Source organism: Limosilactobacillus reuteri subsp. reuteri (assembly GCF_000016825.1).
GTDB classification, from domain to species: Bacteria; Bacillota; Bacilli; order Lactobacillales; family Lactobacillaceae; genus Limosilactobacillus; species Limosilactobacillus reuteri.
The window spans coordinates 604,112-625,000 of record NC_009513.1 but is presented as its reverse complement, the minus strand read 5'-3'; the positions used below and the strand labels follow the sequence as shown (position 1 = coordinate 625,000).

Sequence of the window (20,889 nt, the reverse complement as noted above, 5' to 3'; positions counted from 1 at the left end):
AGCAACCGCCTGCGCTCGCTTTACGCCCAATAAATCCGGATAACGCTTGCCACCTACGTATTACCGCGGCTGCTGGCACGTAGTTAGCCGTGACTTTCTGGTTGGATACCGTCACTGCGTGAACAGTTACTCTCACGCACGTTCTTCTCCAACAACAGAGCTTTACGAGCCGAAACCCTTCTTCACTCACGCGGTGTTGCTCCATCAGGCTTGCGCCCATTGTGGAAGATTCCCTACTGCTGCCTCCCGTAGGAGTATGGACCGTGTCTCAGTTCCATTGTGGCCGATCAGTCTCTCAACTCGGCTATGCATCATCGCCTTGGTAAGCCGTTACCTTACCAACTAGCTAATGCACCGCAGGTCCATCCCAGAGTGATAGCCAAAGCCATCTTTCAAACAAAAGCCATGCGGCTTTTGTTGTTATGCGGTATTAGCATCTGTTTCCAAATGTTATCCCCCGCTCCGGGGCAGGTTACCTACGTGTTACTCACCCGTCCGCCACTCACTGGTGATCCATCGTCAATCAGGTGCAAGCACCATCAATTAGTTGGGCCAGTGCGTACGACTTGCATGTATTAGGCACACCGCCGGCGTTCATCCTGAGCCAGGATCAAACTCTCATATAAAATATATAAGAACTTGAATAGCTCTCAATTATTTTGTTATTAAGCGAATTGACTTCGCAAATGTTTTGCTTCAAATCACATCGTGATTGAAGACCCTACACATTTGATTCGTCGAAACTTTGTTCAGTTTTCAAAGGTCTACCTGTTGGCTAATCAAGCGGCCAATCAGCATACTTATTATAACATGTATCAGATCAGCTTGTCAAGAAGAAATTTTAATTAATTTTGAATTCCTTTTGATTGATAACTCAATCAGCAACTTTATTAATATATCACGTCGTCAAGCGGATGTCAACAATTATTTTTAACTTTTTGTCAAACCATCTTAGCAGCACTTAACTGCTTTGACAACGATAACTACTATACATGGATTTTCTTCCCTCGTCAACACTTTTTTTGATTTTTATTCATTTTTTTCGTTTGCTTTACCATATTATGATAATAAACGTTATTTAGCCTTTTCAAAGAGGGTGCAATGATCCTTTCGTCATTGACTATGAATGAACTAGTCTCACACAACTAATTTATACTTACAATAAATATATTTTTCAAAAATTATTAAAAGTTTTAAACGCCCCTTCACAACATTTTTCTATCTTGCTACACTTTAACAGTATTAGCTTAATTACACAAAGGAGAATTACTTTGGCAACTCTTATTGATTTTATACTACATATTGATATTCATTTAATTCAGATTGTTAATCAATTCGGTGATGCGACCTATTTAATTTTATTTGCTATTATCTTTATCGAAACTGGTGCAGTCATAATGCCCTTTCTACCTGGAGATTCCCTTCTCTTTGCTGCAAGTGCGCTAGCTGCTGACCCTCGTTATCATCTTAATATTTGGATTTTTATTTTCATCTTCTTATGTGCCTGTTTGGGTGGAGACTCCCTTAACTTTTTAATTGGTCATAAGATTGGTAAAAGTCTTTCTAACCATTCACTTTTTGGTAAATTGATTGATAAAGATAGTCTAGAACGTGCCGAAGTCTTCTTTGAAAAGCATGGTGCACCGGCTATTATTCTTGCCCGTTTTATTCCGATTATTAGAACATTTGCTCCGTTTGCGGCGGCAGGTTCAGGTTTTCCATATAAGCAATTTATTCGTTATAGTGTAATTGGCTGTGTTGTATGGGTAGCGCTTTGCTGTGGATGTGGTTACTTCTTCGGTAATCTTCCGTTCGTTCAAGAACACTTCTCTGTAATCATTCTTGCAATTATTGTGGTTACTTTAATTCCAGCAGTTATCGGAGCATTACGTTCGCGCTTTGTTAAAGAAGATGCGTAACATAAGCTTTATCCATCCCCAGATCAAAAGTAAGATTATCAATGTAAATCCTAACCATAATCCAAATAGTACTGTAAAAAATTTTTCAGGCATCAGTAATATGATTGGCGTTGTTCGTGGATCAAATAGCCAATCCATATTGCTAAAGAAAAGATAATGGAATTTAATAAAGAAAGCATTGAAATTTGTTATTCCCATAAAGCCACTAAAGAGCAACAAAATAAATAACATCTGAAACGGTAAGATCAAGCGCCAGAGCTGATTTTGCCGTTTTTGTTTTTTTAAACCACATACTAACAACGGAATTGAAGCCAACATCACAGCTTCATTTAATAAAATCAAACGCTTTACATCTTTAAAATGGTGAACTGCAGAAGGATCAATTGGTAAATATCTTAGTTTGAAGACTCGCTGTGTCGGAAGCTGGATATATTTAATAACATTTCCATAATCAGCCATTAATTCAGCCGCAGATAACCCTAAAAGGTGCTTAGGAATTGTTATAAAAAAAGGTGAGATGTTAATAACGATAAAAAGAGCAATACTAATTGCAACAACTAAACTAAGTAGCGTCAATAATATTGCTCTTCCCCATTGAATAAATTCAAATCTTCCATTCATCAAGATTATTCACCTTATACGTTGGCTGAATTTTTTCTTTTATAACTTCTTCTGGGCGCGATAAACCAGTATATACTAACAAACTATCCATCCCGACATTAATTGCTGCCTCAATATCAGTGTGATAGTTATCGCCGACCATAATTACCTTCTCTTTAGGTAATTGAACTCTTTCAAGTGCCATTTTCATAATTATAGCTTCTGGTTTACCAATCATCACAGGTTTCGTTTGGGTTGCATATTCTATTAACTTTACAATCGAACCTGCTCCTGGAACCATCCCTCGCTCATTTGGCAGATTACTATCAGCATTAGTACCGATAAATTTAGCGCCACTTCGAATTAACAAAACTGCTTTTTCAAGTTTTTCATAAGTAACACTCGTATCTAAACCGACAACTACATATTCAGGTTGATCATCAGTCAAGATAAAACCACGCTTTTCTAAAGCTAACTTTAATCCCGACTCACCAATAACATAAATCTTGCTTTTTGCTGGTGCTATTGACCGTAAATAGTCAGCGGTTGCGATTGCTGTTGTATATACGTTTTCCGCGGTAACATTAATATCATGATTTTTACGGAGGTTTTCAGCGACAAAATCTGGTGTTCGGGTACTGTTGTTTGTTACAAATAGAACCTCTTTCCCTGCTTCTTGTAGTCGTTTGATAAATCTTCCGGCTGCTGGAATCCGTTCCTTCCCCTTATAAGTAGTCCCATCTAAATCAATAAAGTATCCTTGATAATCTTTCATCGTTTGCCTTAACTCCTCTTTTTTCGTTGATGAATCACAAATTTTTGACGATGACCGTTTTTTACACGTTCTGCACGCTGATTTTGCCGTTGACGCACGTTCGGTTGCTTAACTTGTCGCCGCCGTTCATGAATGATTGGCGTAGTTTTCTTTCGCCGTTGACGATGACTGTGTCCATGTTGCCGTGGAATACTAACATCATCGTTGTGAACAATAAAATACGCACAGCCAAAATTACAATATTCAAATAAATAATCTTCAATCGTATCAGTGCCCAATTCTGGTTCAAATAAGGGATTATCATCATCATAAAAACCTTTTAAGCGTAATTGGTCATATCCCCAATCGCCAACGATATAGTCATATTTACTTAGGACACTACTAAACCGTTCTGCGAATTTTTCTGAATTAAAACCATCACGGTAATCCTTTACTAATTCGTAGGGATGTCCATTAATGGTAAAATGTGTCTGATCTTTTTCTTCAATATGATAGATTAAAGAACGCTGCTCTTCACGCTGATCAATATAATCTTGGATCTTAGCTCGATTCATCTTTTCCCACCTTCTTTTAATTATTTTTGTCCCGGGTACTTTATAGTTTTCTTAGTCACGATTTCTTCTATTTCATGAAAATTCAGCGGGGCGCCAAACTTAGGCCTCTTTTCAAGATAGTCTAATTCAGGAGCATCCACCCCCACGTTTATATTTTCTTTAATTGGCACCGAATAATGGTGAATATGGCCATGAAGGTTAATAATTTGCGGTGCTATTCCTAACATAAGAGGGTAATGAGTTAAGTAATATTGACGGTGATTATATTTTAATAGTACCCCCACGTCATGAAACTGAAATTTAGGAAGTCCATTAAACTCATAATTATTATTTTCTAGATACTTAAAAAGGGCGCGATTATCATGATTCCCCTTTACCAGTATTAAGTGCCCATGTAACTGTAATAATACCTCAAGAATTGCTTGATAGGCATCTCGTTGAGGTTTAGTAAAGTACAGAGCAATATCTCCTAAATGATAGACAATATCATTTTCACCAACCTTATCGTTCCAATTATCAATAATTATTTGGTTCATCTCATTAACATTCTTGAACGGCCTTGGCGCAAATTGATTTGTACCAAGGAGACTATCATGAAAAAAATGGGTATCTGATGTGCAAAACTTCATAGAGAATCTTCTTTCTTAAAAAGGCAATACAGTTATCTTAAATTCTAAAATAAAAAGAGACTAGAGACAAACATTTCTTGTCAACTAGTCATCTTTTGACGAATTATTTAGTGCTTAGTTATTTTTCTTTAAGCGTTCAATGTCACGAACAATCATTAATTCTTCGTTAGTTGGAATTAACAATGTCTTAATCTTTGCATCATCGGCGGAAAGGTCACGTTCAACACCATGGCAATTGTTCTTTTCTTGATCAATCTTAATACCAAAGTAGTCAAGCTTATCTGTGATCATCTTTCGTACTGGAACACTGTTTTCACCAACACCAGCAGTGAAGACAATGGCATCAGCGCCACCCATCTCCGCAATGTATGCTCCAATGTAACGGACAATGCGGTTAACATAAATATCTAATGCAAGTTGTGCTCGCTCGTCACCCTTTTCAGCAGCTGCAAGAATATCACGCATATCTGGTGAGATACCAGAAATACCAAGTAAACCAGACTTATGGTTCAAAATATCAATCATCTCATCTGAGGATAAGTTTAGTTTACCCTGCATAAAAGCAATTAAGGATGGATCAACATCCCCTGAACGAGTTGCCATTGTTATTCCCGCAACAGGTGTGAAGCCCATTGATGTATCGAATGACTTACCATTCTTTACGGCAGTGATTGACGCACCTGCTCCAATATGCATGGTGATTAATTTAAGCTCTTCAATTGGCTTTCCTAACATTTCCGCAGCACGTGCAGATACATAACGGTGACTGGTACCGTGAGCACCGTACTTACGAGCACCATACTTCTCATACCAATCATAAGGCACACTGTACAATGCATTCATTTCTGGCATATCAACATGGAATGATGTATCAAAAACAGCAACCGCAAATGCATTAGGCAATACTTTACGGAAGGCTTTAATACCAACTAATTCTGCAGGCTCATGGAGTGGAGCATATTCTGACAATTCATCAATTTTGCTAATAACATCATCATCAATAATTGTTGAATCCTTAAAGAATTCTCCACCGGCAACGATTCGGTGACCTACTGCTGTGATTTCATCATAGCTTGCCACAATCTTTAATTCAATTAACTTGTCTAACAAGTAATTAACTGCGGCAGCATGATCAGCAAATGGCTTATCTTCTTCATGCTTTTGACCATTACCATACTTAATCTTAGCATGACCCATCTTTTCACCAATACGTTCAATCGTACCTTCAGCTACTACATCTTCACTTGGCATATCAAATAATTTGAATTTAAGTGTTGAACTACCAGCGTTAACTGCAATTGTTTTTGACATTGACTTTTCTCCTTTAACGTAAATTCGTTGTTACCCATTTACTAACATCATCCATGAATGAAGCAAATTTTGCTTTATCCTTAAATGAAGGAAACTCACCCAGCAAAACTTTAGCTGCTTGTTTGCTATCTCCGCCCTGGCGCTGCAATAACAAAATTGATTTTTGCGCATTCGGATTAGCAAAAAGTTCTGCTGGTAAATTAATAAGTCCTTGTAAATAAGCAACAGACTGAATCCATTTAACAAATGATTGTGATTCTTTAGTTTGGAACAAGCTACTAGGCACTAAGAATACCCCAAATGCACCGGGCTTAAGATAATTCATAGATTGTTCAATCAACAAATGGTGGACATATGAATGACCCTCTTTAGCCCGTGTTTGATAGTTTTTGGCGTTTTCATCAAGCGGATAGTAACCAATTGGCAAATCAGAAATAGCTAAATCACATTGAGGAATATCCAAAGCAGTTACAGCATCTTGATGGTACAACTTTACATTAAGGTGTTGTAATTCTGTACTTACGCTCGCAACTTCCAACATATCTTCGTCATTATCTATTCCGTAACCAACGATGTCTTTATCTCCATTTACTTTAAGCTGATTCATAACAGTCGTTAATAAATTAGCTGTCCCAACGGCTGGATCAAAAACAGTCTTAATCTCCTTGATTTTTGTAACCTTTTCAATTAAGAAAGCCATGATTAAGCCAATTGTATCAGGAGTCATTTGATGATTAGCCTGAATTGCGTCTTTTCGAATTACTTTCAAAAAACTCAGCTGGATAATTTGCCGGATAATTTCTGGCTTCACATTTTGTAAATTTAATTCTTGGTATATTTTCTGCAATTCATTTACAGTTTTTTCGTCAGGAACACCGTCATCAACACGAACAGTATTATTGTCAATAATATTTTCTGCGTTTTCTAATAGCGCATCTAAATACGAACAATTTAACGCTGCTTGTAAAATTTCAGTGGCCTTATCAAAAAGCTCAAATAATTGCTGTGGTGTTTTCTGTGTCAGTGCTAGTCGCCTCCAAATAATACAATCATTACCTTATTAGTTTAACTATTATTCCTAGCAAATTCAAGATAACACTCTCATTGACCTCTTAGATTATCTTTTATTTTATCAATATAAATTGAACAAAGGTCTCGTCCCATTTCCTGATAATTTTGATAATATCGATATTGAAACAATAAAACTGAACTAATTATAAGTAGGACGGCAATACTTACAAATAAGATAGAACCCTCTTTTTTATTTTGGTGGATAAAACTTAACAATTGCACTTGCTTTCTCTCCATCCTTCCTTGTCACTTTAATCAATACTCGTTGGGAATCAAGTTTCGTAAACGAGTATTCATGATTCTTAATGTTATCTAACAATGGCATATAACCACCTTTATTCTGACACGTTAGGTATAGAGCATGGTTTTCTCTTAACTCATACTTTTGATCAGTTGTCTGACTGTACAGCAATAACCGATCATCACGAGCCTCCATTAATTCAAAACGATGATTGGCCGATTCTAATTCCCGTAAAAATAAATGCCAAGTGATCGTTGATTCTAAATTCATTTTACCCACTTGTCTCACGCTAGTAGTAATTAAACTTATATTGATAATCACTAATGAAGAAATAATTAATGTGCAAGTTGCTTCTACTAAAGTAAAGGCCCCCTTCTTCATTTTCCAACCCGATAAAGGCATCGATCGTTATTATAAACAACTACCCTTTGGATCGTTGCTTTTGCGGTTAAATCACCACGGCTTAAAATAACTGGTTGCTTTTTAACCGCATATAAATCACTAGCCTCTTTTCCTAACCTTGTTGCGGCCATTTTTAGCTGAAGATTTCTATTTTGTAACCACAATTGCTTTTCACAAATAAAAAATAAATTTATCCCCATCGCTACAATAAATAAACTAATTAAACTATCTGCCATCATAAATGCTTTTGCTTTAGCGTTTCTCAACTCGGTATCCTCCCCATCCTAATTGAATCTTCATGTAGTAATAGTGACCATCGATTAATGATTTAAAACGCTGGGTGCAGGGGCGCGTATAGCCATTTGGCGTAAGATAAAGTTCACCAAACCACTCAACATTCAGTGTCGAGGGAATAAGAATTTCTTTTGTTTCTCTTGTTTGATCATTTATGCGAAAAGTAATCATTTCGTTATTTTTGTCGTGGCGAATTACAATAAATTGATGTTTACTCTCACACTTTAATTGCGCCCACTGCCAATCTTGACGCAATGATTGCCAAAATTGTTCTTCAGCTATTTTTTGACGCGTTTTTGTAAAATTTGGAATTGTAATTAGTAAAAGGAGGGCCGCTATCCCTAAAACAATGATTGCTTCAAGAAACGTAAACCCTTCTTCTTGAAGATTCATCGCTGAATTGCCTTTCCATCAACAATTACAATTTTTTCATGATGGGCCTGCTGGACTTGCGCATCAGTCAGGTAATTTGCTTTATTCAATTCCTCTAAACTGACATTATCAGTTCCATTTTCATTTTCGTATGCATCAATTTGAGTCTGAATTACAGATGTCATCGCTTTTCCATGGATACTATTAGCATGCTTTCGCTGTTGAGAGAGATTGGGCAGCATGATCAATACTAGTAAGCTAATAATAAATAAGACGATTGACATTTCAAGCAAGGTGAAGCCTGATTGTTTTTTCTTTAAAATTTTCATTAATAAACTCCTTGGAATGAATGATAAATTGGCAATAAGATACTAAGATATAAAATAACAATTATGATTGCAATAATGCTAAAGATAACTGGTTGAACAAAAATCAATAAATGTTCAATTGCAGTTGTAAGGGCCTTAAATTTTAAATTTGCGAAAACAATTAGGTCCCGTCCCATATTTTCTCTGGTTGCCCCCTTATTCATAAAAACGATTAATTCATTAGGGAGAAAAGAGTAGGTAGCCACCACTTCTGAAATATCTCCATCACGTTGAATAGTAGTCATTATTTTGTTACCAAAAATATAAAGAATTGATTTTCTATCAAAACTCTGGGTAATTTCACAAATTTCAGCCAACGACAATCCTTGTTGCAACATTGATCCTAATATACTAGTTAAATAATATTGAAAATAATAACAATAACATTTACCGATTATCGGCATTGTACAGATCTTAATTAGCCGTTGTTCCTTATTCATTTGATGCCATCTTAGCCATTGAAATACGGCGCTAATGAAGATAACGGTAAAAAGGTAAGTTGCTCCTAACTTAATCATGTGAATCAGCGGCAAAGTTTGCCTCTCGCCTTGCCAGACTTTCAATTCTGGAAAAACAAACAAAATTAATCCACAAATTACCACCCCTAACATCCCTAAAAGAATTAGCGGATATTGTAGGAGACTAAATAATTTTTTTCGTTGCCGTTCTCGTGCTGTAAGTATCTTTCCTACTTCACTCAATGTTTTTGTTAAATTACCATGTTTTTCTGCTAATAGTAATTGATAAAACAAATCGTCTTTTACTTCTTGCTGTAGGCTCTGGGCAAAACTCGCTCCCTTTTGCATTCGTTTATCTATAGAAGCAATCCAAGGGGCTAGCTTCGGATTGACAGCCTTGATAAAACCAAGTGCTTCTTTGACAGAAAAGCCAACACTTAACAAATCTGCTAATAAAAGGAAAAAATCTGCTTGTTGCTGATGATTGAATTTAACCTTGTTGGTATTGACGTGCAGTATTCTCCGTAATTTCTCCATTTTCCACAGCCTGCTGAAGAGCTTTTGACCATTCATTAGACATTCCTCCTTTCTTGGTGCCATTGAGCAAATCACTAAATTGATGTCGATTTAACAGGTCACATAAGATGGCTTGTTCTCCATTCACCAACGGAATTAAACGCTGATAAGATACCGCCGTTAATACTTGCTGAAGATAATAAGAATCTATCCCTAATTGTTGAAGACGAGAAACAACGCCATAAGCATTTCGAGCATGGATAGTTCCCAAAACTAAGTGACCACTTAATGCGGCTTGAACTGACATAGCAGCTGTCTGTGAATCACGGATTTCTCCAATGATAAACACATCTGGGCGATGCCGTAATCCCAATTTTAATAAACTTTCATAGTCCATCCCCGCTAATTCATTTACTTGCAATTGAATAAATCCCGGATGGTCAATTTCTACGGGATCCTCAATTGTTAATACAATTTGTTTCGGTAATAACTGTCGAGCAAGCTGATACATGGTAGTTGTTTTACCAGCCCCCATTGGCCCGGCAAAAAGAATCAAACCTCTTTGTTGACGGTACTTCTGTAATATTTCCCACTGGTGAGGAACTAAAAAATTAAACCTAATATCATTAAGGGGATATATAAAGCGAATAACTAATGATTCCCTCCCTTGATAATCACCAACACTTGATAAGCGTAAATTGATCTTTTGGTGAGCATAAGTAAATTTAAAAGCGCCTAGCTGGGGTCGTCGATGCTCACTAACTGCCATATTGGCGCAATATTTTAAGTATGAGATAAAACGTTGACCATAATCACGCGTAACCTGTTTAAAAGGAAATAGGGTCCCCTTTATCGCTAAGGATAATTGATAATACCTATCATGAGGTAAGATGTACAGGTCACTCGGTTGCTTGCGAATTATTCTTGTTAATTCTTCTTCAAAACTCGGCATATTTTAACCTCCCTATTATTTAAATACGGATAAATTCTAAAAATGCACTAAAAAATTTAAAACTAAAAAAAGAGGTTAAAAAGCGTTTTGCTTTTTAACCTCTTAATAACAATGATTGAATTATTCTTCATCGTCATCTTCGTCTGGTAAAATACCAGTTTCGTAAATATCAGCAACATCATCGTTTTCTGTTAATTCATCAATCAAATGACGATATTGCTTTGCCTTATCTGCAGGTACCTCTGTCCGGTTTTGAGGGATCATGGTAACTTCAGCAGTATCTAATTCGTAGCCTTGTTCTTGAAGAGCATCACGAACATCTGTCATGCTACTTGGGTCAGTGAAGATTTGGAACTTTTCTTCAGTTGCCTTCATATCTTCAGCTCCAGCATCTAAAGCGTCCATTAACATATCATCTTCGCTCTTATCAAGGTCATCACGAAGAATTTCGATTAATCCTTTACGGTCGAACATGTATGAAACTGATCCGCTAGCACCTAATGAACCGCCAGAGTGACTAAATGCTGAACGAACAGCAGATGCAGTCCGGTTCTTGTTATCAGTAAGAGCAGAAACCATTACTGCTACCCCACCTGGTCCATAACCTTCATAAGTAACTTCTTCGAACTTAGCTCCACCAATACCTGAAGCTTTAGCAATAGCACGGTCAATATTTTTCTTAGGCATGTTGGCCGCGTGTGCCTTATCGATTACAAGCCGTAATTGAGCGTTGTTCGCTGGATCAGGATCACCTGCTTTAGCTGCTTGGTACAAGTCACGTGAAATCTTTTGGAAAATCTTACCACGCTTAGCATCTTGGGCGTTCTTACGTCCCTGAATGTTATGCCATTTTGAATGTCCTGACATTACTGACTCCTCTTTTCTTTATTAATGTAATACAAACAGATAAATTTTAGCAAATATTCATCGTTAATTCAAGGTTATTGGCGAGGTTGCCATTTTCGTTTTACAAATTGCAGAATAAATAACACAATACTAATGACAATCAGCATCATTGAACCATGAAATCCAGTCTGCTGAAAATCATTGGCAACCTGGGAAATAAAGGGGCTTATGTCTGGTTGTCCTGCACCCATTTGAAGGGTAATCGCATGAATAGTCATAACGATTCCTGTATATAAAACAGTTCCCCACAAACAAATCCATCTAAAACTACCAATTAAGTGGTGCTGCCATAACCCCTTAAGGATCAATAGAACGAGACTGATAATTGAAATCACTAAAATAATATTGACAACCGTTTTAGCAATTTTAATCCCATTAATTAACTGTGCAACTTCGGGAGTATTTAACTGACTGTTAACCATCGAATTAATGTTACCAGCAATTGCTGAAGAACTGCCTGCTGGTAACATGGACGTCGACAAACCATATTGAGCTAATTGGGAATTAACAGACGTGCCCACATTATTAACTATAGGTGATAGGTCAAGATTAATTTTTTCACCTGCATATACTTGATCAATCGCCTGGTTAATTAGCTTATCAGTATCACTTTTCTTTAAGACAGAAGTTGAAATCCCATACTGAGTTAGACTACTGTTAACCTGACTTAACATAACTGATTCAAGCGACGAACTTGTAACTTCTTCTTTTACAAAGTTAACATTTAAGAGTGTCGAATTAATTAGTAATGTTAGCCCGAGTAAAGTCACGCAGATTACACCCCATAAGCAGTATAGAAAATGACGCTTTTCCGGTGTTTCTTCTATTGGCTTCTCAACTTTTTCTTGTCGTTGTGCTCGCAATTCACTTCGGGTTGTCACAACAAATCACAACCTACTTACGAGTTGATTGGCGTTCAACAAAGCCATGATCTAAAATAACATTCTTTTCATCATCATTGCTGTCATCGCCATCCATTAATTTTGTCAACAACCGCATTGAAATAGCGCCAAGATCATAAAGGGGTTGAGTGATTGAAGTGATTGTTGGCCGGACAACCTTTGTATAATTAGTGTCATTGGAAGAAATTAGTTCAAAATCAGCTGGAACGCTAATGCCAGCATCTGTAAGCCCATTTAAGAGCCCAGCAGCTAAACTATCATCTGTTACATAAGCAGCCTTTAAGCCCTTTTCGATAACTTCTTGTGCCTTTGCATATCCTGCTTGATAAGATCCGTCTGTTTCAATTACTAATGAATCATTAAATGCCACATTATTATTTGCCAATGCTTCTTTATATCCATCGAGTCGGTCTTTACCATTAATTGAGTATCGTAATGAACCAGTAATATAGGCAACTTGTTGATCACCATGCTTTAGTAGAAATTCTGTCGCTTCCTTAGCGGCTGCTTGGTAGTTAATCCGAACGCTTGGTAAAGTATCATCATTAACAACAGAACCAGCTACTACAACTGGTGTATTTGTGCTTTCAAATTCATTTCGCAGATCATCAGAAACATCATGACCCATAAAAATAAGTCCATCAACCTGTTTAGCAAGCAAGCTCCGCACCACTTTTAGAATCTTTTCATCATCAGAATCAGAATTAGTTAAAATGATATTGTACTTATACATTGAAGCAACATCATCAATCCCTAATGCTAATTCCGCAAAGTATGGATCAGTTATATTAGGAATAACTACCCCGACAGTCGTTGTCTTTTTAGAAGCTAATCCCCGTGCAACTGCATTAGGACGATAATTAAGCTGCTTAATCACATCTAAAACTTTTTGTCTAGTTTCTGGTTTTACATTTGGATTGCCATTTACTACCCGTGAAACAGTGGCCATTGAGACACGAGCTTCTCGGGCAACCGTATAAATTGTTACTGATTGTTTTTCCATAAGATAGCCCTTTCTTTATTGGTATAATCTGTTTTCATATTTTTTCATAACCTAGTTAATATAGCAGATTTAGTTTTAATTAGCAAACGTTCTTCATTATTTTTTTACTTTCATAACAATATGTTATAATATTCGCAATCTTTTTTAGGAAGTGAATGCAGTGACAAAACTTAATCAATTACAAAGCGCTCTTGCTGAAAAAGGATTAGATGCTGCTTATATTAGTGATCCGATGACCATTAATTACCTAACTGGTTTCTACAGCGATCCAGTAGAACGGGTATTAGCACTAGTCCTTTTTGCCGACAGTGAGCCATTTCTGTTTGCACCAGCTCTTGAAGTAGAAGCAATAAAGGATACTGGTTGGAAATATCCAGTATATGGGTACTTAGATCATGAAAAACCTTTTGAGCTTATTGCTGAACATATCAAAAATCACGCTGGTTCCCCAATTAATTGGGGAATTGAGGGAGAATCACTAACTGTTGACCGTCTTCGTGCCTTAGAAGAAGTCCTCCCTAATGCCCATTTTAATACTGATCTCTCTCCTTTGATAGCAAAAATGCGAATGATTAAAAGTGATGATGAGATCGCTAAGTTGAATGAAGCAGGAAAATGGGCTGATTTTGCTTTTAAAGTAGGATTCGAATCAATTCAAATTGGTAAAACAGAACAAGAAGTGGCTGCCGATTTAGAATATGCGCTTAAGCAACACGGGATTAACAAGATGAGTTTTGATACGCTAGTTCAAGCAGGTCCTCATGCTGCCGAACCTCATGGAGCTACCTCCAGTAATAAGATCCAAAATAATGAGCTGGTTCTCTTTGACTTAGGAACAATTGTTGATGGCTATATTAGTGATGCTTCCCGAACAGTAGCTGTCGGAAAGTTAAATGACAAGCAAAAAGACATCTACAAAGTATGTTTAGAAGCTCAATTGGTTGCTCAAGATGCTGCGAAGCCAGGAATGACCGCTGAAGAATTAGATAAGATCGCTCGTGATATTATTGCTGCAGCTGGTTATGGCGAATACTTTATTCACCGCTTAGGACACGGAATGGGTAGCAGTGAACACGAATTCCCATCGATTATGGAGGGAAACCAACTAGTTCTTGAACCTGGAATGTGCTTCTCCATTGAACCCGGCATTTATATTCCAGGTTTTGCCGGCGTCCGGATTGAAGACTGTGTTCATATTACAGAAGATGGTTGTGAACCATTCACGCATACAACTAAAGAATTACTAACTTTCCCTCATTAAAATAAAAAAGCTGAGAGATCTCTCAGCTTTTTTATTTTACTTATTTATCGGCTGTCTTAGCGTCATCTTGGTCTGCTTCATCGTTTTCAGTAGATGCTGGTTTTTGATCACTAGTAGCATCGATAATAATATCGTTATTATCTTCATCTGCTTCTTTATTCTTCGCTAATTCCTCACGAATATCAGCAGTTTGCTTATCAAAGTCATCATTAGTCATATGATTAACTACTTTATTGGCGCTATCTTTTACCTTACCCTTAACATTATTAACAGCATCTGCAGCGCCACTCACCTTATCGTTCAAGTTAGAATCACTCATAAGATCATCAACAATGTCTAATGCGTCTAAGGTGTAATCAGTCACATAATCAGCAACTTTATTAATCTTTTCATCAACGCTTTCTTTCAATGCTTCTTTTTTAGCTGGTGCCATTTTCTTCCATGCAGCATATGTTGCAGCTCCACCTAATAATATCCCAGCAAGTAACTTTTTACTCATTATTTGTCATTCCTTTCTTTTGCTTCCGATGCTGTCTAAATTTGTTGAAAGCATCTAAAACAAGCGTCTTTCCTGCAAACTTAAAAATACTCCGGTCAAATTGTCGCTTCTCGCGGTGCAGCCGGGCTTTCTCGACCATTTCTTGAAGTGAAGCATTCACTTCTGAAACACTCTGACTTACATCTGCAACTGCTTTAACCGCTGGATCTAGTTGTTCTGATTTATGGTTAATATCGTCTAACAATGTATTCGTGTTACTTAGCACGTCCTCCATTTCTTGGCTAAGATAATGAACATCCCGCGTTAAAGTTGTAATACTTTTATTTGTTTCTTTCATTGTCTTACTCAATTGATTCAACAGGATACATGCAAAAATGACTAAGATTAGGAATGCGATTGCCGCAATTAACCCTGCCAACTGGCCAAAAGTCATCTGATAATCCCTCCTTTAGTTTTCAAAATACTTATTCAATACTAAGAATATCATAAAACAAATAAAAACGATAATCTAGTGTAGTCGACAGAAGCTTGTCTTCCCTGTTAAAATATTTATTAGTATTTTTTAGGAGGTTATTATGATCACTGGTGCCACTTCACTTACATCAAAACAAACGGAACAATTAAAAAAAGCTTTTACAGATTTATCCTGGCACGAAATTTCACAACAACTTTTAAGTAAATTTCTTTTAATTATCGTTACGTTTGTCTTATTTTTAATACTTTTATGGGTAGGACGAGTTATCATTGTCCATCTTTTTCAAGAATCAAAAAAATACAATGTACTAAAAAATAGCAATCGAATGGCAACGGTAAAAGCCCTTGTCTTAAACATTTATCGTTATACTTGTTATTTTTTCTTATTGTACGCTATATTATCAGAAATTGGCGTTCCAGTGGGTACTCTAATTGCTGGAGCCGGAATTTTTAGTTTAGCATTGGGGCTTGGTGCGCAAAGCCTTGTTAGTGATATTGTGACTGGATTTTTCATCCTACTTGAGCAACAATTAGACGTCGGCGATACTGTCCAAATCGGTCAAATCAAAGGAACAGTAACTGCTCTTGGTATTCGTACTACGCAAGTTACTAGTTCCGATGGGACACTTAATTTTATTCCTAACCGTAACATTACCATTGTGCAAAATCTTTCGCGAAATAATATGGTTAGCAACGTTGATATTCGGATTACTTCGAAGACCCCTCTTAGTAAGGTAGAAGAAATTGTTACGCAGGTTAATAAAAAACTAGTTCCACAAATAAAGGCACTACAATTAAAACCAGTTATTGTCGGACCAGTTGTTACCCCAGACGGTGCGCTCGTTTTTCGTGTGACGATAACAGCAGTCAGCGGAAAACAATCAACTGTTGCTAGTCACTTTTTGGCGGCATATCTTAAAGAATTACGAACGAATAATATTCCAATTGCCTGGGAGGGAGCACCTAATGAGTATTAAATTAATCGCTACTGATATGGACGGAACCTTTTTACGAGATGACCATACTTACAATCATTCTTTATTTGCAAAGGTCTTTCGTCAACTTGAACGCCATAATATCTACTTTGTCGCTGCTAGCGGATCCAGTTTTCCACGGTTGCAACGAGAATTTAAAGACTACACCGCCAAGATGGGATTTATTTCGCAAAACGGATCAGTTATCCATTTAGGAAGCAAATTATTTAAATCTTTTCCTATTAATCAGGAATCTTTAGCCCGAGTTATTCATGTTCTTGACCGTTTCTATGGTCCGCAAGATATTAATCAATTAGTAATCTCTACTAGTGAAAAATCTTATGTCGATCAGGGGATGAGTGCTCATGATTTCAACATTGTGAAACTTTTTTATGAAAATGTAGAGCGTATCCCTGATATCCGGCAGATTTTCACTCAACGGCCAACTGAAGATTTTACCAAGATATCAATTAATTTTGCTAATCATATCGATCTAAAAAAAGTTACAACAACCTTAGATGGTTACTTACCGCCATCTTTAATCATGGAAAATTCAGGCTTTAATACTGACTTAATCGGTAATGCTGCTGCAACTAAACAAAACGCTCTTTCCCTTTTGCAGTCCCACCTTAATTTAAAGGCAAATGAAATTGTTACGTTTGGTGACAATGAAAATGACCTTGGGATGTTAGCGATGACGAGTCAAAGCTACGCAATGCAGAATGCACAACCAATTATTCAAATGCAAGCTGCCCACACCACCACAATTGATAATAATCATGATGGCGTCTTGCAGACTATTAACCAGTTAATTAAAAATGAACGATAAAAAGAGGCCTCCAACATTCGGTTTTACCGGGCGCTGGAGGCCTCTGTTGTACTGCGCTATTTGTTTTTTATGAGAGTAACTCGACTTATGTCACAGCCACTTTCATTATTTTCCAAAAGTATGCATTGTATAATTGACTGCCTTTAATACTTCACGACGCGTCACAATTCCGCAAAAGTAATTATGATCGTCCACCACCGGTAAAAATGACTGGTCAATTAAGAGGTGTAAATTTTCTTCGATATCAGTTGGATCTTGGATAACCGGCGCATCGGTTTGCATCACATCCCTGACCTTTAATTCATTTAAGCGTTCCACATTGATCCGTTTTGTCTCCAATAATTGGTCAGTAATCATTGCCAAAGAAATCTGACCGCAATAATGGTTTTTATTGTCAATCACAATAATTTTAGCGTACCGATCCTTAGTAAGCACTAAGAATGCATGATCTAAACTATTACTTTGGTTTACCGTCGCAACTAAACTGGCAGGGATCATAAACTTCTGCTTGTTTTTTAGCAATAAAGTTTGCAAACGCTGATCAATCACAAAAATACACTCCTTTATTTCTAACGACTGAATTCACAACGTAATTCAGGAACAGCTTCCATCTGACGGTTATAATAATCAACAATAAACCGCTCAGGCTGCGCATCAACAATTGCAAAAGTTCCCCCGAGTTTAGCATATTCACCACGAGGAAAACTGATGCTCCCAGGATTAATTATTAGCATTTGATGATCGTAAACGGCTCCTAACTGATGAGTATGCCCATAGCACACAATGGAGGCACCTTTTTCTTGGCCGGTAAGCATCAGAGGGGTCAGAGAAAAATTGACCCGCTGTAAATGACCATGAGTTAGATAGAGCTGCTCTTGCCCAGCATTAATTACCAACTCATTAGGGTACGACAAACCATAATCATTATTCCCCTTCACTGCCTTAAAATTGCTCATCGGTTCCTGATCAGGAGCTAATTCTGAATCCCCACAGTGAATCATTAGGTCAACTTGATTCCCCATTTTTTGAACAATCTCTGTCAAAATTTTTTCTTCTCGATGGTTATCACTTACAACTAGTATTTTCATTTTTATTACCACCAATCATTAAATTGCTTCATAAATGACCGTAATGCGCGTCCCCGATGACTAATTTGATTCTTTTGGTCTGCTGTTAATTGGGCCATTGATTTGCCTAATTCATCAACATAAAAAAGCGGATCATAACCAAAACCGTTTTTTCCTGTGAGTTGATGAAGAATATGGCCATCAACCCGACCATTGGCAACTAATTTGGTTCCATCAGGCTTAATTCCGACGATGGTAGTATGAAAGTGAGCAGTCCTTTTTTCATCCGGTACCTCTTTTAACGCCAATAAGAGTTTAGCATTATTAGCAGCATCATCATGATCACCAGCATATCTTGCTGAGTGTACACCTGGAGCACCTCCAAGAGCATCAACCATTAAGCCCGAATCATCTGCCATAACTGGTAGTTGGAGTTGATTAGCAGCTGTAGTGGCTTTAATTGTTGCATTTTCTTCAAATGTTTTACCATTTTCATTAATTGTTATTGGTGCAAAATCGGCTAATGTTTTTACTTCAATTCCTAGGGGAGCAAGCATCTCTTGGTATTCACGCGCTTTCCCGGTATTCTTTGTTGCGATTACGATTGTTTTCATTTTAACCTTCCTCGTTTAATTCAATATGTGCACACTTACTGTATCCGTTTGGTAACCATTGTTGTGCACCAGCAACTAAGTCTTTAGCATCTCCCGTTGAATAAAGGTTGATACTTGACGCTAAATTATCACTCAACTGATTTTTGCCAGTTAACAATTCCTTTGCCTGTCTGATTGTCTCAAATGCAGGATCAATTAACTGAACATTAGATCCTAATTTATTATGAATTTCTTTTTGTAAAAACGGGAAATGAGTACACCCAAGGATCAAAGCTTCAATCGATTGGTTATCAAATACTTCTAATTCAGTGTCAACAGCTTTTTGTGCCTCACTTGTTCCTGTTTGCCCATGCTCAACAATTGAGACAAGTGGCTGTGCGGGAGAACTGATAACACTTAGATCAGGATTAAGTTTAGCTAATGTTTTAGCATAAGCGCCATTTTTAATAGTGGATTCAGTGCCAATTACCCCAATTTTTTTATAATGATGTTGGGTAGCAGCCATGGCTCCTGGTTTAATTACCCCAATTACTGGAATTGGTAATTCGTTTTGAAGAAGTCGAAGAGCTGCTGCAGTCGCGGTATTACATGCAATTATCATCATTTTTACGTCTTGTTCTAACAAGAATTTTCCAATACGTAATGCTAATTGCTGAATCTGTTCTTTTGTTTTAGTTCCATATGGAAAATGCCCTTGGTCCCCCACAAAAATTACAGATTCTTGGGGCAGTTGTTCACGAAGTACACGAATTACAGATAGGCCGCCTAATCCTGAATCCATAACTCCGATTGGTCGTTTATCCATTCTCTTCACCTCGTTAATTTATTAAAACGTTTAAAACCTTGAAACTATATTATCCGTTTCTCCATAAGATTTTGCAAGTTTTTCAGGTTTAACCCTATTAAGATCTTGAATTTTAAGTATAATAATAATGATTGTTAAAAAGGAGCGAGTGGATATGAGTCAGAAATTATATAATCAGTTAATAGCCGGTCATCAAGGACTAGGAGCTGGAACAATGCGCGACGTGATTTTACCAGCTATCCTGGGTAAAGAGACCGATGAAATGCTATATTGGATTGGTAAAGATCTCGCTCGAGTATATCCTGTTGCTACAGCCGAGGATCTAGTATATCTCACTAATCAACTTGGCTTTGGCCGTTTAGCTTTACGTAAAAAAAGCAATACTTCTCAAGTTTGGCGGTTATCAGGGGTAATTGTAAAGGAACGGATTCAAAGAGACGAAGAGGAAACCTCCTTTGGTTTAGAGTGTGGTTTTCTTGCTCAAGAAGTAGAGTTTCAACTTGGAACGGTTGCAGAGGCAAAGATCTTTGACTGGCACCGTGATTATGTTGATATTTTGATTCAAAACGATCCACAAAGTTCAGCTGATAATGAACGATCTGAGATGGTAACATTCATTACTGTTGATCGCCCTGACGAAAAAGAAGACGCCCTCAAAAAAGAAACTCGTCATTCCCTACTAAAGCGACGAAAAAAAGATAAAAAATAAGTTTAAAATACGAAAAAGCTGGAAGAAAACAAAAAGTTTTTCTCCAGCTTTTTTCTAATCAACATATTGTTGTAAAATTTGCTTTAATTGATCTTCACTATGGTAACCAATGATTTGGTCTACTACCTTACCATCTTTCTTAACCATTAATGTAGGGATACTCATAATCCGGAATTTTTGTGCAGTTTCTGGATTTTGGTCAACATCCATCTTAAAAAATTTAATATCGGGCATCTTATCAGATAATGCATCAACTACTGGTGATTGCATCCGACAGGGACCACACCAAGTTGCCCAAAAATCAATTAAATCGACACCAGTGGCAGTATCTTGTTCAAAGGTTTGATCTGTAGTTACGTTTACAGCCATCTTCAATTCCTCCTT

At 37.1% G+C, this 20,889-nt stretch carries 27 protein-coding genes and 1 rRNA gene (1 of these 28 running past the window's edge); 5 read left to right on the top strand and 23 right to left on the bottom strand.

Features of this window, described 5'->3' with window-relative positions; all coding sequences use genetic code 11:
• Nucleotides 1–626 (bottom strand): 16S ribosomal RNA (locus tag LREU_RS02940); it reaches 950 nt to the left of the window's first position.
• A gap of 645 nt (nt 627–1,271) precedes the next feature.
• Between LREU_RS02940 and LREU_RS02935 the strand changes: the two genes are divergently transcribed.
• On the top strand, nt 1,272–1,919 hold the full coding sequence (locus tag LREU_RS02935) for a VTT domain-containing protein (RefSeq protein ID WP_003667667.1): 648 nt from the start codon (nt 1,272–1,274) through the stop codon (nt 1,917–1,919).
• Here the strand turns inward: LREU_RS02935 and LREU_RS02930 are convergent.
• From LREU_RS02930 to ccpA, 15 genes are all read right to left on the bottom strand, one after another.
• Nucleotides 1,887–2,540 carry a TIGR01906 family membrane protein gene (locus LREU_RS02930; protein WP_003667666.1) on the bottom strand — a complete coding sequence of 218 codons (654 nt, stop codon included), beginning with the start codon at nt 2,538–2,540 and terminating at the stop codon, nt 1,887–1,889. The two genes, LREU_RS02935 and LREU_RS02930, sit on opposite strands and share 33 nt — an antisense overlap.
• Nucleotides 2,524–3,294 carry a 5' nucleotidase NucF gene (locus LREU_RS02925; RefSeq protein WP_003667665.1) on the bottom strand — a complete coding sequence of 257 codons (771 nt, stop codon included), beginning with the start codon at nt 3,292–3,294 and terminating at the stop codon, nt 2,524–2,526. Before LREU_RS02925 ends, LREU_RS02930 begins: the two co-directional genes overlap by 17 nt.
• A gap of 8 nt (nt 3,295–3,302) precedes the next feature.
• On the bottom strand, nt 3,303–3,848 hold the full coding sequence (locus LREU_RS02920; protein WP_003666729.1) for a YutD family protein: 546 nt from the start codon (nt 3,846–3,848) through the stop codon (nt 3,303–3,305).
• 20 nt (nt 3,849–3,868) lie between these two features.
• Nucleotides 3,869–4,477, bottom strand: coding sequence for a metallophosphoesterase family protein (locus LREU_RS02915; protein ID WP_003667664.1), 609 nt, complete (start codon nt 4,475–4,477; stop codon nt 3,869–3,871).
• Nucleotides 4,478–4,591: 114 nt separating this feature from the next.
• Nucleotides 4,592–5,788: an acetate/propionate family kinase gene (locus tag LREU_RS02910; protein ID WP_003667663.1), complete on the bottom strand. Its 1,197-nt coding sequence runs from the start codon at nt 5,786–5,788 to the stop codon at nt 4,592–4,594.
• 13 nt (nt 5,789–5,801) lie between these two features.
• The gene (locus LREU_RS02905; protein ID WP_323134054.1) at nt 5,802–6,812 is read right to left on the bottom strand and encodes a class I SAM-dependent methyltransferase; all 1,011 of its coding nucleotides are present in this window, start codon (nt 6,810–6,812) and stop codon (nt 5,802–5,804) included.
• A gap of 237 nt (nt 6,813–7,049) precedes the next feature.
• The gene (locus LREU_RS02900; RefSeq protein WP_223659596.1) at nt 7,050–7,370 is read right to left on the bottom strand and encodes a ComGF family competence protein; all 321 of its coding nucleotides are present in this window, start codon (nt 7,368–7,370) and stop codon (nt 7,050–7,052) included.
• A gap of 107 nt (nt 7,371–7,477) precedes the next feature.
• Nucleotides 7,478–7,768, bottom strand: coding sequence for a hypothetical protein (locus LREU_RS02895; RefSeq protein WP_003667660.1), 291 nt, complete (start codon nt 7,766–7,768; stop codon nt 7,478–7,480).
• Nucleotides 7,755–8,189 carry a hypothetical protein gene (locus tag LREU_RS02890; RefSeq protein WP_003667659.1) on the bottom strand — a complete coding sequence of 145 codons (435 nt, stop codon included), beginning with the start codon at nt 8,187–8,189 and terminating at the stop codon, nt 7,755–7,757. The genes LREU_RS02895 and LREU_RS02890 overlap by 14 nt, the downstream gene beginning before the upstream one ends.
• Nucleotides 8,186–8,497 (bottom strand): competence type IV pilus major pilin ComGC, encoded by a 312-nt coding sequence (gene comGC, locus LREU_RS02885; protein WP_003667658.1) that lies wholly within the window; start codon nt 8,495–8,497, stop codon nt 8,186–8,188. The genes LREU_RS02890 and comGC overlap by 4 nt, the downstream gene beginning before the upstream one ends.
• On the bottom strand, nt 8,497–9,567 hold the full coding sequence (locus LREU_RS02880; protein ID WP_012390519.1) for a type II secretion system F family protein: 1,071 nt from the start codon (nt 9,565–9,567) through the stop codon (nt 8,497–8,499). The genes comGC and LREU_RS02880 overlap by 1 nt, the downstream gene beginning before the upstream one ends.
• Nucleotides 9,485–10,462, bottom strand: a complete 978-nt coding sequence (comGA, locus tag LREU_RS02875) for a competence type IV pilus ATPase ComGA (protein WP_003667656.1) — start codon at nt 10,460–10,462, stop codon at nt 9,485–9,487. The genes LREU_RS02880 and comGA overlap by 83 nt, the downstream gene beginning before the upstream one ends.
• Before the next feature lie 120 nt (nt 10,463–10,582).
• Nucleotides 10,583–11,329, bottom strand: coding sequence for a YebC/PmpR family DNA-binding transcriptional regulator (locus tag LREU_RS02870; RefSeq protein WP_003667655.1), 747 nt, complete (start codon nt 11,327–11,329; stop codon nt 10,583–10,585).
• Nucleotides 11,330–11,403: 74 nt separating this feature from the next.
• Nucleotides 11,404–12,249, bottom strand: coding sequence for a hypothetical protein (locus LREU_RS02865; RefSeq protein ID WP_003667654.1), 846 nt, complete (start codon nt 12,247–12,249; stop codon nt 11,404–11,406).
• A 13-nt stretch (nt 12,250–12,262) separates the two neighbouring features.
• Nucleotides 12,263–13,273 carry a catabolite control protein A gene (ccpA, locus tag LREU_RS02860; RefSeq protein WP_003667653.1) on the bottom strand — a complete coding sequence of 337 codons (1,011 nt, stop codon included), beginning with the start codon at nt 13,271–13,273 and terminating at the stop codon, nt 12,263–12,265.
• A gap of 160 nt (nt 13,274–13,433) precedes the next feature.
• Here ccpA and LREU_RS02855 point away from each other — a divergent pair, with 160 nt between their 5' ends.
• Nucleotides 13,434–14,534 carry a M24 family metallopeptidase gene (locus tag LREU_RS02855; RefSeq protein WP_012390518.1) on the top strand — a complete coding sequence of 367 codons (1,101 nt, stop codon included), beginning with the start codon at nt 13,434–13,436 and terminating at the stop codon, nt 14,532–14,534.
• 40 nt (nt 14,535–14,574) lie between these two features.
• On the opposite strand, the gene LREU_RS02850 is transcribed toward LREU_RS02855, so the two are convergent.
• Nucleotides 14,575–15,033, bottom strand: coding sequence for a hypothetical protein (locus tag LREU_RS02850; protein WP_003667651.1), 459 nt, complete (start codon nt 15,031–15,033; stop codon nt 14,575–14,577).
• Entirely contained in the window at nt 15,026–15,466 is a 441-nt protein-coding gene (locus LREU_RS02845) for a DUF948 domain-containing protein (protein WP_003666701.1), read from the bottom strand. Before LREU_RS02845 ends, LREU_RS02850 begins: the two co-directional genes overlap by 8 nt.
• Nucleotides 15,467–15,608: 142 nt before the next feature.
• On the opposite strand from LREU_RS02845, the gene LREU_RS02840 reads away from it, so the two are divergent.
• Entirely contained in the window at nt 15,609–16,484 is an 876-nt protein-coding gene (locus LREU_RS02840) for a mechanosensitive ion channel family protein (RefSeq protein WP_003667650.1), read from the top strand.
• Nucleotides 16,474–17,310 (top strand): HAD-IIB family hydrolase, encoded by an 837-nt coding sequence (locus LREU_RS02835; RefSeq protein WP_003667649.1) that lies wholly within the window; start codon nt 16,474–16,476, stop codon nt 17,308–17,310. The genes LREU_RS02840 and LREU_RS02835 overlap by 11 nt, the downstream gene beginning before the upstream one ends.
• A gap of 105 nt (nt 17,311–17,415) precedes the next feature.
• Here LREU_RS02835 and cbpB read toward each other — a convergent pair whose 3' ends face one another.
• Genes cbpB through murI form a run of 4 tightly spaced genes read right to left on the bottom strand, consistent with a single transcriptional unit; the run spans nt 17,416 to nt 19,796 of the window.
• Nucleotides 17,416–17,859 carry a cyclic-di-AMP-binding protein CbpB gene (cbpB, locus tag LREU_RS02830; RefSeq protein ID WP_003667648.1) on the bottom strand — a complete coding sequence of 148 codons (444 nt, stop codon included), beginning with the start codon at nt 17,857–17,859 and terminating at the stop codon, nt 17,416–17,418.
• 20 nt (nt 17,860–17,879) lie between these two features.
• Nucleotides 17,880–18,398 (bottom strand): metallophosphoesterase family protein, encoded by a 519-nt coding sequence (locus LREU_RS02825; protein ID WP_011953424.1) that lies wholly within the window; start codon nt 18,396–18,398, stop codon nt 17,880–17,882.
• A 5-nt stretch (nt 18,399–18,403) separates the two neighbouring features.
• A complete protein-coding gene (locus LREU_RS02820) occupies nt 18,404–18,991 on the bottom strand; it encodes an XTP/dITP diphosphatase (RefSeq protein ID WP_003667645.1) in 588 nt (195 codons plus the stop codon).
• Nucleotide 18,992: 1 nt separating this feature from the next.
• Nucleotides 18,993–19,796 carry a glutamate racemase gene (gene murI / locus LREU_RS02815; protein ID WP_003667643.1) on the bottom strand — a complete coding sequence of 268 codons (804 nt, stop codon included), beginning with the start codon at nt 19,794–19,796 and terminating at the stop codon, nt 18,993–18,995.
• Between the two features lie 154 nt (nt 19,797–19,950).
• Between murI and LREU_RS02810 the strand changes: the two genes are divergently transcribed.
• Nucleotides 19,951–20,505 (top strand): YslB family protein, encoded by a 555-nt coding sequence (locus tag LREU_RS02810; RefSeq protein WP_011953423.1) that lies wholly within the window; start codon nt 19,951–19,953, stop codon nt 20,503–20,505.
• A gap of 54 nt (nt 20,506–20,559) precedes the next feature.
• Here the strand turns inward: LREU_RS02810 and trxA are convergent, their stop codons facing one another.
• Nucleotides 20,560–20,874, bottom strand: a complete 315-nt coding sequence (gene trxA / locus LREU_RS02805; RefSeq protein ID WP_003666692.1) for a thioredoxin — start codon at nt 20,872–20,874, stop codon at nt 20,560–20,562.
• Nucleotides 20,875–20,889 lie beyond the last annotated feature (15 nt).